Raw genomic sequence first — 14,971 nt, 5'->3', positions numbered from 1 at the left:
GACAAGAGATTAACAGCAAGTCGAATGCTCGAAGGTGAGCGAAGAGCACAGCGACAGGGCTAGACCATGGGGGCGCAGGTACGAACACGGGCGGGGCTCTCGTCAGCCGACGAGCCCCGCCCGTGTTCCTCTCAACCCACCCGTCAGGGGCCGTTAGGCCCCTGAGTCCGGGGTATGTGGCGAAGCCACGCCCCGGACACCGCGCGCTACCCAGGCGCGCGGTCGTTCATCAGCGGCAACTCACCTCACGTCGAGGTCGACTCCGAGCGGCGCCGGTCGGTTCCATCGACGGCAGCATCGTCGGCATCGAGATCCCAGGGACAGGCCGTGACGAGGGATCCTGCGGGATCGACCTCGATCAGACCAAGCATGAGGCCCAGTTCGCGGAGTTCATCGGTGCTCCGGACATGGGCGGTGAGGTTCGTTCGGGCCGCGGCGGAGAGCTCCATGGCTCGCTTTCGGTGCTCTTGGAGCAGAGGTTTGGGGAGCATGGTGGACATGGCTGTCCCCCTTTCTGAGCAATGAGGGCGTGGGGGTGAGGTACGTCGCTGGCGTGCTTCAGGAAGACGAACGGCAGCAGATAGTCCTGATATTGGTGCGGGCTCAGCGGGCCGCGCAGCACCTCGGCGGCGCCCAGCAGGTGCCTCTCGAGCTGAGAGAGCGACAGTGGCATGACGGACGTCCTTTGCACGGCCCATGGGCAGTGGAATCAGTGGTGCCCGGCCGGGAGGCGGGGCGCCGAAGTCGTCTGGTGGGGAAGGGCGGTCCGGCCAGGTGCGGGCTGGCCCGAGCCGTCGCTGGCCCGTGGCCGCCCGATCAGCGTGTCGATCACATTGGCGGTCACGGCCAACGCGGTACTCCCGAGAGGGTTGTGGCGGGTACCCGGCCCGTCTGGGCCGGGGTTAGCGCACCACGTCACTACCGCGAGCGTGTCGCCGGTCGGACATCGCGTGCTCGACTCGCGTCCCTGACGGGTCACGCAGTCGGCAGCTGAACGGCGACGGTTCCGCCGGACACGGCCCGGGCGATGAGTTCGACCAGCATCTGGCGAACCACCTGTGAGTCCGCTGTCTCGGGGTTTTGGTGCCCGGCGGCCGCGGCAAGCAGCACCGTCAGCGCCTCGGCCGCGGCGAAGGAGTCGTCCGTCGCGCCGGGTGATGACGGACGAGCGGTGATCGCGTACTCCAGGTGCCCCAGGAGACCGGCGAGTATGCGGCGGCGGATCTCGGCGAACCGGCTGTCGTCCTCGGCCGCCCGCAGGTCGACCACCCGCAGGACCACCTCGTGCTCCCGCCAGAACGCGAAGAAGGCGTCCACCGTGCTCCCGGCCGCGTGACGCCCGCCGCCCCACCAACTGCCGATCTCCGCGTAGATCAGTCCGTCGCTTCCCTCCTGCGCCACGGGCCGGGCCAGCTCCAGGGCGGCCGCGTCGACGTCTGCGAAGTACTGATAAAAGGTCGCGGGCGAGGTACGCGCGCGACGGGCGACATCGATCACTCTCGTCGCGTGATAGCCGTGCTCGGCCAGCAACTCCTTGAGACAGAGCAGCAGTTGGCTGCGAGTCTTCAGACCGCGTGCCCCGATCGGGCGCCCTGCGGTGCTCCGGATCTCCTCGGTCATGTCACTTCCTGTTCGGTGGGGTGGCACCGGCCCGGCCCCTCGGAGCCGGGCCGGCGGCGGCCGCTGTCTGGTCCAGGCCCGGCCGCCCGACGCGGGAGCGTGTTCGCCCCCGCGATGCTGGTCAGGGCCGGGCCAGCGCCGCTGTGATGTCGTCGACGGACTTGACGCCGAGCGCTCCTGTTCCGGAACATCCGGAACGGGAGCACTCGGTGCGATGTGGACGGCTGCTCAGTCATCCGAGGGGGATGCCGAGGCTGTGCCGCCGGTCTGGGCAGCGAGCAGGTAGTCCTCGATCCAGGTGCGAACTGCCTTGCGCGCCGGCCGCGCACCCTGGGAGTCCACGTAGGTGGTCTCTTCGATGGCGCGCAGCTCGTCGTCGGGCATCGACGCGGGAAGCGCCTGGGCCAGCCGCGGCTTGGCCTCGACGATCCGTTCACGCTGCCGCTCGTAGTCGGCGGCCATGATCTGTCGGTAGGTCTGCCGGTCGATGGGGTTGAACCCCACGACCAGTGAGAACCGGCCCAGCAGCTCGGCGTCGAAGAACTGCTCCAGTGCCTTGTTGAGGCTCTGGTTCGAGATGGTCTTCGGGTTGTTGCCGAAGCCGATCATCTTGCCGTCGAGCGAATCACGGGCGGCGTTGGTCGTGCAGATGACCAGGGCCTTGGAGAAGTCCAGGATCTTGCCATGGGCATTGCGGATGTAGCCTTCGTCGAATGCCGAGAGGAACAGGCGCTGCACGGCCTTGTCGGCCTTCTCGAACTCGTCGAGCAGGATCACCCGGTGGGGGTTGGACTCCAGCGTGTCGAACGGGAGCTCCTGGTTGGAGTCCGATCCGACATAGCCGGGAGGTGCGCCGATGATCTTCGACGTCGACCACTCGCTGTGGAATTCGGTCAGGTTGAGGATGATCGGCTCGGTGCCGGTCGTCTCCTCAGCGATGATCTTGACCGCCTCGGTCTTACCCACACCCGAGGCCCCGGCGAACAGCCACGTCGTGGGCGTCTTCGTCGGGAACAGGTCGAGCTCTTCGCGGGCCAGACGGTCCGTGAGCTTGGCGAGCACGTCGTCCTGGCCCTGCAGGCGGCTGGTGAGCGTGGCGCTCAGCGCGGCAACGTCGAGGTCCTTGCGCTGGGCGTTTCCGGTCATCAGGCGCTTGGCCACATCGAGCACACGGGTGCTCGTCAGCGGCACCTGCGGAATGGACCGCAAGGTCTGCGCGAGCGCCGTGTCGCCGGCGACCTCGGCCTGGACGATGAGCTTCTTCTGCTCCAGGACCCGGTCAGCCATCGCCCGGTCGAGCAGCGTGATGGCGTTGTCCGGACGGTGCTGGCCAGCCCGGGAGTTCGCTTCGGCGATCTGCACCACCGAGGCCAGGACGTCGTCGGAGACCCCGATCTGGTGACGGTAGTGCGCCATCAGGCCGGGCCGGACCGTGGTCATCACGGCCAGCGTCTGTTCCACGCTCAGCTCGTCGACGATGAGCCGGGTGAAGCGACGGGCAAAGGCCGGGTCCTCATCGAAGGCACGAGACTCCGTGCTGGTGGTCGCACCGATGACGGACATGTCGCCGCGGGCCAGGGCCGGCTTGAGGATCTGCGAGATCTTGCGGCCGACGGCGTCGCCATGGCTGCCGGACCCTCCGGTGATCTGGTGGATCTCGTCCATGAACAGGATGGCCTTGTTCTTGGGGTCCGAGGCGAACTCGACGATCGCCTTGACCTTCTCCTCCAGCGAGCCGACTATGCCGGTCCCGGCGATGATGTTGGTGATGGGCAGCTCGTAGATCGTGTAGTCCTTGAGCTGGTCGGGAATGAGGGCGTCGCCGAGCGCGATGCGCCGTGCAACGTCCTCGACGATCTTCGTCTTGCCGACGCCGGCGGAACCGACCAGCAGAGCGTTGGGCTTGGTCTTGCTGATGATGACCGAGAGGACCTGCCCGATGAGCGTGTCACGGAACATGGTCGGATCGGCGTTCTTGAACTTCTCGTTGTAGTCGACGAGGAGCTCCTTGACGTCATCGGCGCTGCCACCGCTGGACGGCAAGGCCGCGGACGGGAACTGCGGAGGGAAGCTGCCGCCACCGCCGTTGCCCTTGTCGTCGTCGGAGCCGCCGGGTGTGAAGTTGCTGAGACCCACCGGGTCCTCCTTCGGTGCGGGTCGCTCGGCGTGGTGGCGCGCTGGGTGGATGCGCCACGGTGTCCCGAGCAGGGATATGGATGAGTGAGAGGGGAAAGTCAGGGGTCGCCAAGAGCGGTGCCAGCCAGGTGAGTTGGTTGCATGGCACCGCTCTTGGCGGTTCTTGGGGCAGCAGGGTCAGACGACCATGCCGAGGAGCTTCTGCCGGATGCTCGGATCGATGTGCTGCATCGAGTCGGCGTAGCGTTTTGCCAGGTCAACCATGAACGACCAGTCCATGGCGGAGCACGGTGCGTAGTACAGGTTCTTCGGGTGGTCCTGGCGCGTGGACGGCGGCAGCCAGTCGAAGTCGGTGACCACGAGCGAGAGCCTGCGCTGGCGCACGCGGCTGGCGTTGATGTACCGCCAGATCTGGGTGTACTCCGTTCCGCCCGACACCTTCGGGATCCTGCGGAACTCCTTCCAGATCTGAGTCGTCGACTTGTTCTCCGTGCGCAGCATCACCTCCTGGGACAGGAAGTGGCTGAACGAGTTGAAGTACAGGTTGATGTTGAGCTTCTTGGCGATCCGGATGAGCATCATGACCGCCTCCTGGTAGTTCTCCTCGGAGATCGAACCGGAGGTGTCGATGTAGATGTGCAGGTCGGGCATGTACTGCACCGAGGTGATCCGGCCGGGCTTGTTGCAGTCGTCCGGGTCCCGGCGGTTGGCCTTGAGGAAGGTCGCCTTCGTTGTGCGGAAGATGTTCTGTGACTTGTTGACCTTGCCCATCCGGCGCAGCACCCGGGTGATGTCCTTGAGCAGGTCGAGCTTGCTCGGCGGCTGCTTGCGGAACGCCACCTGGGCGCTACGGCTGCCAGGCTGGCCCGGTTGCTGCGTGGCTCCCAGGGCGGCGGCCCGGGCGGCGGCCCGTGGCAGCGACGTGAGCTTGGACAGCGACGTGTTCGAGACGACCTTCACCGGCGAGGCCAGCGACTGGTTGATGAGGTTCCACTCCCCCGTGATCTTCGCCGCAGTGGCCCGGGCATGGGCCTCGACGTTGACCAGGACGAGGGAGCGCGGGCAGAACAACTCCCCGATCGTGAACGGCAGGACGCCTGTGTCCAGGGCGGTGTTCTGCTGGCTGGCCTGGACCCGCTGCTGCTCGATGTAGTTCATGAGCATGTGCACGAGCACGCGGGCGAAGGAGTGCTCATCGTTGGCGTCAGAGTCGTCCTTGCGCACCAGCAGCGACTCGGTGAGCCCCTTCAGGGACAGGGCCGTGAAGTCGTTGAGCAGCTTGGTGGTGGCCAGCGGCAACGCACTGGCCATCGTCTGTGTCTGCTGGGACAGCCAGATCTTGAAGTCGTCGAAGGCCGCGGAGGACTGGAACCAGAACCCGAGGGTGTCGGGGTGGAAGGTGTAGGCGATCGAGGCGAAGAAGGCGCTCTCGTCGCCGGTCCCCGCCAGCAGAGCCTTCGCGGCCGGGAGGACATCAGCCTGCGCGGTGTAGAGCACCCGCGGGGAGGGCGCGGGCATCTTGTTCTGCTGTCCGGCCTGGACGGCGAAGAGCTCGGCGACCGGCAGCGGTGTGCCCTGGTCGAAGTTGATCAGGGTCTGCCCGAGCAGCTCCTTGACGGTCTGCTCGCTGGCCACGTTCAGCGTGTCGCCGAGGCAGCTCAGGACCAGATCCGGGATGTTCCCCGTCAGATCAGCGCCCTGGGCGTCGGTGATGCTCGCCGGGGCGTTGGGGTTCAACGGCTCCAGCAGCGGGTCGATGAGGGTCTGCTGGATCGCCGGCATCGGGTCGTAATCACCGGTGCACGAGATGGTGTGCAGTGCGTCGAGTACGGCCGGCTTCTGGTTCGTGACGGTGATCGTCATGGGTCGTGGTCTCCTTCTGAGGACAAGGCAGCGGCAGAACGCCGCCGGTGGTGGGGAGTTGCAGCAAGGACTGCACCGCAGTAGTCCCCACCACCGGTGAGCGAGCGATCAGAGGAAGGCCGAGAGGACCGGCTTGGCCTGGTTGACGATCGGAGCGTCGATCTCCATGAAGGCCTCGAGGTTCTGGCGGTCGATCTGCTGGCTGGTCACCATCTCGATGAGCGTGCGGGTGTGCTCCGGCTCGATCTGGGTGATGGCCTGGGCCAGCTGCTCGATGAGGCGCGCGTTGTCCTTGCTCTCCTTGAGCGCGTACAGCAGCGACCCGGACTTCTCGTTGTCGGTCAGCGTCGCGATGACCGCGGCCATGTCGGTCATGGTCGCTGCGGCCTTCAAGCTCTGGTAGCAGTTCGGCTTCGGGACGTTCACCCGGTTCTGCTGCACGCCGCCGACGTTGCTCGCCAAGTCCTGGGCGATGGTGGCCACGAGCTGCGTGGTGAACATGGTGTCCCCGACGTAGGCCTCGATGGCCTCGTTCAGCAGCGAGGTCTCGCGGTCGCCGATCTGGATCGGGGTGGCCAGATACTGCGCCAGCTGCTGCGGGTCGGCCGCGTTGAGCCACTTCGACAGGTTGTCGATGGTGCGCGGCGTGGTGAGCTGGTTCATCTCCTCGCCGCCGTCGAACAGATCGGCCATCGTGACGTTGCCGTTGTCGTCGTCGTCCTGGCCGTCGGCGACGATGGCCTCGGGCGTCGACTTCTGGAAGACGAGCCCGGGGGCTTGCGTGAGCACCGTCTTCACCCAGGGGTTCATGTTGTCGCCGAGGACGGACATGAGGGTGGCGGCGTCGGGCTCGACGTGAAAGATCGCGAAGCGGGACAGGCTTGCCTCGTCGAGCGAGGTGACGTTGCCCCTGTCGTTGCCGGCCACGACGATGCGGACGTTCTTGGGCAGGTCGACGTACCCCATGCGGCGCAGCGTGACCAGGGTCAGCGCGCCGGAGGTGACGTCGGAGGTGGTGCGGTTGATCTCGTCGAGGAAGAGGATCGGCCACTCGCGCGGGTTCTTCTCGGCGTAGTCGATGCACTCCTGGATCACCTGGTGCGGGTAAAAGACCTGCTTGTAGCTCTGCGTGCCGTCGTCCTTGGTGTACGGCACCAGGCGCGCACCGGTGAGGTCTGCTTTGTCGGCGAGCTGGTTGCACGGCAGCGTGAATGCCTGCGTGCCCATGGAGTAGGCCAGGTCCTCGACGAAGCTGGACTTGCCGATGCCGGGTTCGCCCATGAGAGCGGGCGTCGCGCCGACCTCAAGGGACTGCTTGATGAGGGTCGTCAGGGTGTCGTTGAACTTCATGTCGACGTCTTTTCTGTGCGTGGGCGAGGAAGAGAGAGAAAGCCAAGAGATGTCGGAGGACGGCGCTGCTGCTCTCGGCGTCGCCGATGCTGCATAGGCCGTGAAGGTCCTGTGGCGCGGGCCGCGCCGTCGGAGCCTGGCGGAGACCTGCACTCCCGCCATTGGTGGCGATGGAGCCCCGCTGCACATCGCCACCCGATCGCGCTCCGCGCGATCCAGCACTGTCCTCCACCTGTGCCCGGCCCCGCCGCAGCACCCGTCACCCACCCCACCCCCGTTGCCGGAGGCAGCAGATGAACCAGGAGCAGAAGCAGCAGCAGGAACAGGCACAGAGCGTCAGTTGGTCGACGAGGAACGGGCCTCGCGGTCGGCCACGAGCGCAGCCGCCCGGTCGAGGAGGAAGGGCCGGCCGTTGCGTCGCTCGCGGTGCTTGGGGCGCGCAGGGATGACATCGACCGCCGCCTTGTAGAGCAACCACGCGGTGTCGCCCGTCGAGTACTCGACGCCGAGGGCGCTGTAGGCGCGCAGTTGCGTCCGCATCCAGCCGTAGAGCGAGGCGAGAACCGAGAATTCCCAGCGGGACATGTCGTGGTTGAAGTCGCCGGGATCCCGGAGCTGATGGCGTGCACTGGCCAGGGCCTGCTCGACGATCGCCTGCGAGTACGGGATGTCGGGCATGTCCTCGGTGGTGTCGACAGCTGATGCTGAAGCACCGGAGCTCTCGCTGGCGTTCACGGCCAGCTGCGCGTAGAGGTCCTCGATGGAGGCGAAGGCCGGCACATTAGTTGCTGTGTTGACGTGAGCGACGATGCGATCGGGCACCGGCTGGCGGGTGAAGGTCGACCAGTGGTCCAGGAGCAGCTCGTACCAGCCGTGTTCCTCACGCAGGACGCGCTTGCCGGCGGCTACAGGGAAGTCGTGGAAGTTCTTCGGCAGCGGCATGACGAGATGGAAGCCCTGGCCGGACATCGACAGCTCCGAGTAGAGGATGCCCGGCAGCCGCAGCAGGTCTGTGGCCACTCCTGGCGGGCAGTCGGCCTCGATGTCGAGGACGAGCAGCCCGTCAGTCTGGGCCTGGAGGTAGAAGGCGGTGTTCGCGGCGTTCGGTATCGCCGCGGTGAGTTCGTCGAGGGTGAGCAGGCAGGTCTCGTCCAGGGCGAAGGCTCCGCGTAGTGGGCTGGCGTGCTTGCAGCTGGACGTGCAGCCGGCGAGCAGGTGCCGTACGTCGATCGGGGCCTTGCGCTTCGGCGGCTTGGTGGGATTGTCGGGGGTCTCTTCCCCGATCTGTCCGGAGATGGTCCACCGACAGGCACTGGCGAGAGTGCGGATCGCGGGGTTGCCGTAGAACTGCGGGAACCAGGCATGGGGGTCGGCTGGAGTCATCGTGGGACGCACGCTTTCGGTCGGAGGCGTCAGGAAGGGAAGAGAAAGACAGGACCCCCGTACCGCACGGATGCGAGTACGGGGGTCTCATCGAGGGTCAGCGTGGATCAGCCCTGGTAGGTGATCCCCGCCTGCTGGGCCAGGCCGGAGCCGTTCCAGGGGTCGGTGGCCACGGGCGAGCCCACGGCCGAACCGGCGTCCTTGAGGGAGGCGTTCTCGGCCTCAAGGCGCGCGAGCTTCTGCTCCAGGGTCTCCTGCTGGGCAGGAGCCGCGGCCGGAGCAGGAGCCGCAGCGACGGGCGCAGCCACGGCGGTCGCCGGGGCCTGAGCCTGAACGGGAGCCTGCGCGGCCACGGCCACAGGTGCGGACGCCGGCTGGGGGGCCGGGAAGGACAGGCCGTCCTCGACCTCGGTCGCCACCGGGACGGCGGCGGCAGGGGCAGCGCTGGCAGGAGTGGCCTGAACGGGACGCGGAGTGCCGTTGAGCACGATGCCACGCGCAGCCAGCTCAGCCTGGTCGATGCCGCCGGCCTTGTAGTAGCGCGGCGCCTCGTGGACGATCACCTGCTCGAGGGCCAGGCCTCGGTTGTTGAAGTTCTTCGGCTTGTAGGTGCGCAGCACGAGCGTGACGTCGAGGCCCTGCGCGAGCTCCTGACCGGACTCGTCCTGGTCGTAGGTGCCGTCGCCCTTCGGAGAAGGGATCGCGATGACCGGCAGGGTGCTGCCCTTGGAGTCGATGGAGTAGTTGGGTCCGGTTTCGGGCCGCTTCGGGGAGTCGTAGCGGCGCTCGGAGACGAACTGCTCTTCGAGGGTGGGGTTGTTCGGATCGGCGAACTGAACCTCGGCGTGAATGATCGTCGCGGTGGTGTGCGGCTTGCCGACGGGGCTCATCCCGTTCGTCGTCTTGCGCTGGTCGCTGGCAACGAGCTCCGCGCCTTCGATGAGGCGGGCGAGTACGGCGAAGCCGAGCTTCCCGCGGATGAAGACGTTCTTGCCCTCGGTGATCTGGCTGGCGGAGATGGAGTAGTTGGCCATGGTGATGCGGTTCCTTCGTTCGGTCTGGCGGTCGGTGACTCAGGGGTCCATTGGGGGGCTATCGGACAGGATTCGGACTGCCATCCAATCCCTTATTCTATCAACTTCAGTTCGACTATGAGTAGAATGCCAATGCCGGACATGAATGATTGTGCGTGCTATTCGCAGAGGAGTCGGGACAGGGATGACGGCTACGATTCAGAGGCCAGTGGGGACGGCGTCGAAGCCGTCGGCGCAGACGAGAGCAGCTGCCGGGAGTCACGCCGGCCCGATGGGCTTCGGCAATGGACCCGTCATCGCCGCCAGCGTCATGGTGGGCGGAGCGGCGCTCTTCGCCGGATGGGGCCTAACGCAGCTCGCGACGTCCGACGGCGGCTTCATCCAGGCACTGCAGGGCAATCACGCCCCGGTCGAGGCACCGGTGAATCCCGGCGAGAAGAACGCCGGAGGCGGCAGCGCCCAGCAGCCGAGCGAGGGCGGCACGGGGAAGCAGGACGAGAACGGGGCGAGTCAGGATCCGACGCCGGGTCGCGGCGACGAGGACAAGCCCAACGGATCGGGTGCCCCGGCCGAGGCGAAGCCCTCGCCGAAGGCGAAGCCGTACACCATCAAGCCAGGCGATACGCTCACCGCGATCTCGGGGACGACGGGGATGCCGATCGGCATCCTGGTCGAGACGAACAAGATCCAGAATCCGGATCTCATCTATGCGGGGGCCTCGCTGCTCATCCCGCCGGTGTGACGACCCGGCAGGGCGGCACTGCCGCGTACCGAGCCTGATTCGATGCCCTGACCGCCACGAGGCGGTCAGGGCATCGTCGTCTTCTCAGGGCGGAGGACTCTGCTTCCCGGCGGGCCCGCAGGTCCATCAGGCGCGTGCGCAGCTGGTGCAGCTGCTCGACCTCGTCGTTCATGGACCGGATGCCATCCGGCGTGTAGTCCTGCGGGTATTTGAGCTTGTACTCGCTGAGCAGCTCGATCTTCGCATCGCCGAGATCGAGCGCTGTGCTCAGATCGAGGACGTCGTCCAGCGGGAGCCCGGAATCGGCGGAGGCGGTCATGCTTCGGTCCTGGGCTCTGCCGCCCAGTCGCTGCTCGAGGTCGGGGGGAAGGTTCTGGTCGACGGTGTCGAAGACGAACTGCGTGGGCCTCGTAGAGCTCACCGCGAGGCGTCACCCGGGACCGGCGTTAGCCGGTCCACGGCATGTCTCCCCGCAAAGCACTCGGCCTGGGTTCGACACCCGGATCAGCTGTGCTGATCCCCTCTCCTGTTGCGAAACGCAGCACTCGTAACAGCGTCAGAGATCAGACGACCCCCGCCGGCCAGGCTGCCGGCGGGGGTCGTCTGAGGTACGAGGTCGTGGTCTCTCACGCCGCATCGGTGTCGTCGGACTCACCCCGGCCAAACAGGAATCCGCGGACATCACCGTTCTTCATCATGTCCTGCAGATGCGCCAGGAACACCGCACGCTGCGTGGCCCGGCGATCGGCCAAGGGGTCGTACTCGCGCAGTACCTTCAGGTTGACGACCCAGCCGTTCTCGCGAGAGATGGACTGGTCAAGCTGAGAGTCCGGAACGACGTCCATGCCGGTGAAATCGTGGTCGAACTCGGGCGCGATGCCGAGGTGTTGATTCGGCTCGTCGATGTAGAGCGTGTCGACGCCGACCTGCTGGCCGGCCTTGTCGAAAGCCACGAGGAACACACGGTCTGCCCTGGTGGTGTTGTCGACGTGGACCGCTGCAACGTTCGTGTCACCGATGAAGCTCGTCTGCTCGAACCGTTCGTACACGCGGGCACGAGCTTCATGGCACCACATGATGCGCCGGGCTTCATCGAAACCTTTGAACTCGTCAGAGTTGGACGCTTCGGGGTGGGGGTGGATCATCGGTGCGCTCCTTCATATGCGGTGGCTCCAACCACCTTTCAGCGCCCGCCTCCTGGTGCGTGCAGCGGTTCACCGCCGCGGGCTTTGTCGGCTTCCCCGTGGGCAATTTCGGCTTGAGCCTCACTCGCCTCATGGTTGGCCGGGCTTGCATCGGCAACGCTAGGCATATGCGCGTGGCGATGCCATTTCGCCGGTGCACAAACTGGCCGTTGACACCTGTCGGTATTGCACCAGTCGGCTACACGCCGGCGCGGAAGTGCACCTTCCTCATGACAGGGGTGTCGGGGTTGCACACTTTCAGGCCCCACGCGTAGCTCGTCTATCACTTGGCAAACTTCCGCCCCATCCTGAACACCACGCCACGAACGGCAGGTTGGTCGATAAGGAGACATTTCCCGGTGGTCTCTTGCGGTGGCGTGGAAGGTGATCTAACCCCATACTGACGAGCCGTTTTTCCTCGTGTCTTCCTTCGTCCCGCGAGGCGTTTGTGGTAGCCCTCCGATGTGATCGACCTTCCCTCCGAGCCAATGCTGGCGAATCCCGTCGAGACGTTTGCACTTCTCTTGAACTGGTTTGCCGAACCGAAATGGGATGGCTTCCGGGCGTTCGCGGCACACGATGCTACCGGTCCTACGGTGCTGCGCTCGCGCACGGGCAGTCATCTATCCGCGGCCTTTCCGGAGATCACCTCAGCCCTTCGGTGGTTGCCCTTTTCCGTCGTCTTCGACGGCGAATTGGTCGTGTGGGAGGAGAACAGGCTCGCGTTCGGGCGGCTCACGCAGCGGTTGCACCGCCGGGGTGCCGTCGCTCAGCAGGCCGCGGCTGCCCAGCCGGCCCACTACGTCGTGTTCGACCTGCTCCACGTCGAGGGCCAGAGCCTGCGCGAACGCTCATACGTCGAGAGACGGCGGGCACTCGAAACCCTGTTCCAGCGGGAGGGGCTGGCTGCGCCGTGGACGTTGTGCCCGTCAACAAACGATGCCGAAGTGGCCCGAGGGTGGCTGGCCTGGTCCGTGGCCGGCGTGGAAGGCTGCGTGTTCAAGGACGGCGGCGAAAGCTATCGGCCAGGAGAACGCTCCTGGCGGAAGTCCACCAGTGGGTGCGCGACACCCTGGAGATGATCGTCGGTGCGGTCACCGGGGCGCCCCACCGTCCCCGGACACTGCTGCTCGGCCGGCACGACTTCGACGGACGACTGCAGTATGCGGGAGCACGAGCGCCTTGCCGGGAGTTCAGGCTCAGATCATGGGGGGTCTCTTGCGCCCGGTAGCGGATCACCCGTGGGCCGGGTGGTCTTTCTCCGCCGGCTGGGGATCACGGGAGAAACTGCAGGTGTCTCTGGTCGTTCCGGAGACCGTCGTCGAGATCAGCGTGGATGTCTCCCGGGACGCCCGCGGCCGTCTGCGCCACCCTGTGCGCTTTGTGCGGGTGCGTGCGGACATGGCCGTCGAGGACGTGCCGCCCCTCGACGCGCTGCGAAGGCCGGCCACATGAGGAAGAAAAAGCAGGGGTCTCTCTCACGCCGAGTTCTGTGACGCCGAGGCGCTCAGCAGGCAACGACAGACAGTCCTTGCTGATCTGAGGGCAGATCAGGCTGGCCCGTGACGACATGAAGTGAGAACTGCAGATCGCGTACGCCCGCGAGGGTGGCGAGATCGCGCTGCATGTGGTTCTCCACGGCCCGCAGATGGGAACGCACTGTGACCTCGGAGAGACCGAGCGCGCGGGCTGCCGGCTCGACGTGCGTGTCGAAGGTGAGCCAGGCGAGCGCCGTGGACTGGAGGTCACGCCGGTCTGCCTGGACCGGTCTGACCAAGGTCTGTGCCCAGGCGTGCACCTGGGGAGTGTCCAACAGCCGCGCCAAGGAGGGCGGTTCCGCACCGGCCAGCCGCGGAGAGGCGGAACCCTCTCGTTGCGTGACCAGTTCCATGGCCAGGGCGACGGCTATGCGGTCGCTTATGGACGTGAAGTCCATGCGTAGGAGTTCGGCGGCTCGTGAGGCGCGGCGCATGACCGTGTTGCGGTGCAGGCGCAGCCGGCGGGCGGCCACCGTGTATGGGTAGGCGAGGGCGGCCGGAAGGGTTTCGCGCATGGACTCCCACTGCGTCTCGTCGCGCATCAGCGGGTGCAGCAGGCGGCGGGCCCAGTGTTGCGCTTCCGCCTGCGGCAGGAGACTGACGAGGTCGGAGCCGTGCACGGAGAGGGCCACGGAGTCAGGCTGGAAGGCGGCAAACCTCTGGGCGGTGATGGCCTCGTGAAGTGCGTCGGCGAGCAGGGCCATGGAGTAGACCCCGCTGCCCCCCAGAGACGACGGCGGCCCCAATGCGCCCACCAGGCGGGTGAGTTCGGCGGAGACATCCTCCCCGGAATCCTCGTCGGGGCGGATCGGCTGCACGATCAGTATCCGCCGGTCGTCTCTCGGGGCAGGCACGACGAGGGCATGCTGGCCGACAGATGTCCTGCAGCGGCGGACAGTCAGCTCCCGGCGTGACGGCTGGGTCTCCACAACGAAGACGCGGGCGGTTTCCGTTTCCAGAAGTCCGGGCGCCAAATTGGCCATGACACGCCGCGCCTTTTCAACCTCGCCGTCTAGAAGAAGCTCGAACGCTGCGCTGCGCGCCGCTTGGGAGGCACCGGAGGCTGCCCGGTATTCGCGGTGCGCCTGGTCCACGAGGCCCAGGAGTTTCGCCGCATGACGCAGCAACCGCAGATCCGCCTCGTCGAATGGGGTTCTGCGGGCCACCGCGAGTACGGTGTCCGCGGCCGAGGCCGGGGCGAGCGAGATGAGCTGGGTGTGGGGTCCGGAGAGCGTCTCGGGGAGAACTCCGTCGACGGACTGCCGGATGATGGCCTGAGCCAGCTGCTCTGCTGCCGTGGCCGGTGAGGCGGCGAGGACCCGCTCCGGTTCGCTGACCAGAACCTGGCAGTCGAGGACCCGGGCGAGCCAGTCCGCGATGCGCTGCATGGCCCTGGAATCGGCCAGCTGGGCCGGCAACTCCTGTACCAGGGAGCTGAGTTGGGCGGCACGACGCTCAGCGAACCTCAGGCGGGACTGCTGGATCTCCTCATGCACGCCTTCCCAGCACTCGGTGGGAGCAGACGTGATCAGCAGGGCGATGCCCAGCCCACTGGCCCGGTCCACGATGACCGGGGGGAACGGCTGGCGCGCCCCGGGAGCTGCACTGACGGCCAGACCTGCGCCGCCGTCCCGGCTCATCCGCTGCAGCAACAGATCGAGAACCGTGGTGATACGGCCACGCAGGCGGAAGGGAGAAATTCCGGTGATCAAGACGAGCGAGCCGTCAGGCAGAGCCGACGGGATACCGTCTTCCAGCAGCTGCTCCGGCGTCACCGTCACCACGCCGGTGATCTCCGCGGTCTGGGCACGCAGGGAACCGCTTGCTACGAATGTCAGTTCGAGTTCCGGCCGGTCAGTGGGCAGTGAGCCCAGAGTCAGCATGGTGCGCTCCTCGGGAGTCGGGACGAGGTCGTGAAGTGCCTCCGGTACCGGCTGGCCGGCACAGGCACTCAGTGATCACGACCTCATGGCTCCGCTTCCGTCGATTCGCATTACTGGTCCTGGAGGTGCGCTTTGACCCACCCGCGCGCCAGCGAGAAGAAGCCGGGGGCGTGGAGGTGCCGCCCGCTCGAGACGGCGTCCCGCGGGAGGTACCGCGGGATGCACGAGGCGCTCGGCC

Annotated in this window: 13 protein-coding genes and 1 pseudogene; 3 read left to right on the top strand and 11 right to left on the bottom strand. The window is 66.6% G+C overall.

The genetic code is table 11. From position 1 onward, the window contains the following. Positions 1–245 precede the first annotated feature (245 nt). The 8 genes and pseudogenes from IF28_RS39095 to IF28_RS0104205 all read right to left on the bottom strand — a co-directional run bounded on the left by IF28_RS39095 (position 246) and on the right by IF28_RS0104205 (position 9,386). Positions 246–500, bottom strand: a complete 255-nt coding sequence (locus IF28_RS39095) for a hypothetical protein (protein WP_158697438.1) — start codon at positions 498–500, stop codon at positions 246–248. 44 nt (positions 501–544) lie between these two features. Continuing rightward, positions 545–673 (bottom strand): annotated as a pseudogene (locus tag IF28_RS40345) (type I restriction-modification system subunit M N-terminal domain-containing protein); the annotation flags it as partial. Between the two features lie 302 nt (positions 674–975). Beyond that, positions 976–1,620 (bottom strand): TetR family transcriptional regulator, encoded by a 645-nt coding sequence (locus IF28_RS0104230; RefSeq protein WP_030214046.1) that lies wholly within the window; start codon positions 1,618–1,620, stop codon positions 976–978. A gap of 228 nt (positions 1,621–1,848) precedes the next feature. Then, on the bottom strand, positions 1,849–3,756 hold the full coding sequence (locus tag IF28_RS0104225) for an AAA family ATPase (protein ID WP_030214043.1): 1,908 nt from the start codon (positions 3,754–3,756) through the stop codon (positions 1,849–1,851). A 177-nt stretch (positions 3,757–3,933) separates the two neighbouring features. After that, positions 3,934–5,619 (bottom strand): hypothetical protein, encoded by a 1,686-nt coding sequence (locus tag IF28_RS0104220; RefSeq protein WP_006378804.1) that lies wholly within the window; start codon positions 5,617–5,619, stop codon positions 3,934–3,936. A 108-nt stretch (positions 5,620–5,727) separates the two neighbouring features. Then, positions 5,728–6,969 (bottom strand): AAA family ATPase, encoded by a 1,242-nt coding sequence (locus IF28_RS0104215; protein WP_006378909.1) that lies wholly within the window; start codon positions 6,967–6,969, stop codon positions 5,728–5,730. 336 nt (positions 6,970–7,305) lie between these two features. Then, complete coding sequence (locus IF28_RS0104210; RefSeq protein ID WP_006378925.1) at positions 7,306–8,352, bottom strand: hypothetical protein; 1,047 nt, start codon at positions 8,350–8,352, stop codon at positions 7,306–7,308. Positions 8,353–8,459: 107 nt separating this feature from the next. Then, a complete protein-coding gene (locus IF28_RS0104205) occupies positions 8,460–9,386 on the bottom strand; it encodes a hypothetical protein (protein ID WP_030214038.1) in 927 nt (308 codons plus the stop codon). Positions 9,387–9,657: 271 nt separating this feature from the next. Between IF28_RS0104205 and IF28_RS0104200 the strand changes: the two genes are divergently transcribed. Continuing rightward, complete coding sequence (locus tag IF28_RS0104200; RefSeq protein ID WP_030214035.1) at positions 9,658–10,128, top strand: LysM peptidoglycan-binding domain-containing protein; 471 nt, start codon at positions 9,658–9,660, stop codon at positions 10,126–10,128. Here the strand turns inward: IF28_RS0104200 and IF28_RS0104195 are convergent. Both IF28_RS0104195 and IF28_RS0104190 read right to left on the bottom strand, forming a co-directional pair. Further along, the gene (locus IF28_RS0104195; RefSeq protein ID WP_030214032.1) at positions 10,112–10,549 is read right to left on the bottom strand and encodes a hypothetical protein; all 438 of its coding nucleotides are present in this window, start codon (positions 10,547–10,549) and stop codon (positions 10,112–10,114) included. The genes IF28_RS0104200 and IF28_RS0104195 overlap by 17 nt on opposite strands. 205 nt (positions 10,550–10,754) lie before the next feature. Continuing rightward, entirely contained in the window at positions 10,755–11,273 is a 519-nt protein-coding gene (locus IF28_RS0104190) for a hypothetical protein (protein ID WP_006378675.1), read from the bottom strand. Positions 11,274–11,776: 503 nt separating this feature from the next. Between IF28_RS0104190 and IF28_RS39735 the strand changes: the two genes are divergently transcribed. Both IF28_RS39735 and IF28_RS39730 read left to right on the top strand, forming a co-directional pair. After that, positions 11,777–12,394 carry a hypothetical protein gene (locus IF28_RS39735; RefSeq protein ID WP_234324922.1) on the top strand — a complete coding sequence of 206 codons (618 nt, stop codon included), beginning with the start codon at positions 11,777–11,779 and terminating at the stop codon, positions 12,392–12,394. Between the two features lie 211 nt (positions 12,395–12,605). Next, positions 12,606–12,767, top strand: a complete 162-nt coding sequence (locus IF28_RS39730) for a hypothetical protein (protein WP_234324920.1) — start codon at positions 12,606–12,608, stop codon at positions 12,765–12,767. A 52-nt stretch (positions 12,768–12,819) separates the two neighbouring features. Here the strand turns inward: IF28_RS39730 and IF28_RS0104180 are convergent, their stop codons facing one another. Beyond that, positions 12,820–14,733, bottom strand: coding sequence for a helix-turn-helix domain-containing protein (locus tag IF28_RS0104180; protein ID WP_030214029.1), 1,914 nt, complete (start codon positions 14,731–14,733; stop codon positions 12,820–12,822). Positions 14,734–14,971 lie beyond the last annotated feature (238 nt).

Origin of the sequence: Streptomyces sp. NRRL WC-3626 (assembly GCF_000718785.1) — a bacterium.
GTDB lineage: Bacteria > Actinomycetota > Actinomycetes > Streptomycetales > Streptomycetaceae > Streptomyces > Streptomyces edwardsiae.
The sequence above is the reverse complement of the archived record's forward strand: the minus strand, read 5'-3'. Positions and strand labels throughout refer to the sequence as shown.

Excerpts from the sequence above, each read along its gene's own strand:
- IF28_RS0104205 (WP_030214038.1), bottom strand. The coding sequence starts at position 9,386 with ATGGCCAACTACTCCATCTCCGCCAGCCAGATCACCGAGGGCAAGAAC.
- IF28_RS0104215 (WP_006378909.1), bottom strand. The coding sequence starts at position 6,969 with ATGAAGTTCAACGACACCCTGACGACCCTCATCAAGCAGTCCCTTGAG.
- IF28_RS0104220 (WP_006378804.1), bottom strand. The coding sequence starts at position 5,619 with ATGACGATCACCGTCACGAACCAGAAGCCGGCCGTACTCGACGCACTG.
- IF28_RS0104180 (WP_030214029.1), bottom strand. The coding sequence starts at position 14,733 with ATGCTGACTCTGGGCTCACTGCCCACTGACCGGCCGGAACTCGAACTG.
- IF28_RS0104200 (WP_030214035.1), top strand. The coding sequence starts at position 9,658 with ATGGGCTTCGGCAATGGACCCGTCATCGCCGCCAGCGTCATGGTGGGC.
- IF28_RS0104190 (WP_006378675.1), bottom strand. The coding sequence starts at position 11,273 with ATGATCCACCCCCACCCCGAAGCGTCCAACTCTGACGAGTTCAAAGGT.
- IF28_RS39095 (WP_158697438.1), bottom strand. The coding sequence starts at position 500 with ATGTCCACCATGCTCCCCAAACCTCTGCTCCAAGAGCACCGAAAGCGA.
- IF28_RS0104210 (WP_006378925.1), bottom strand. The coding sequence starts at position 8,352 with ATGACTCCAGCCGACCCCCATGCCTGGTTCCCGCAGTTCTACGGCAAC.
- IF28_RS0104230 (WP_030214046.1), bottom strand. The coding sequence starts at position 1,620 with ATGACCGAGGAGATCCGGAGCACCGCAGGGCGCCCGATCGGGGCACGC.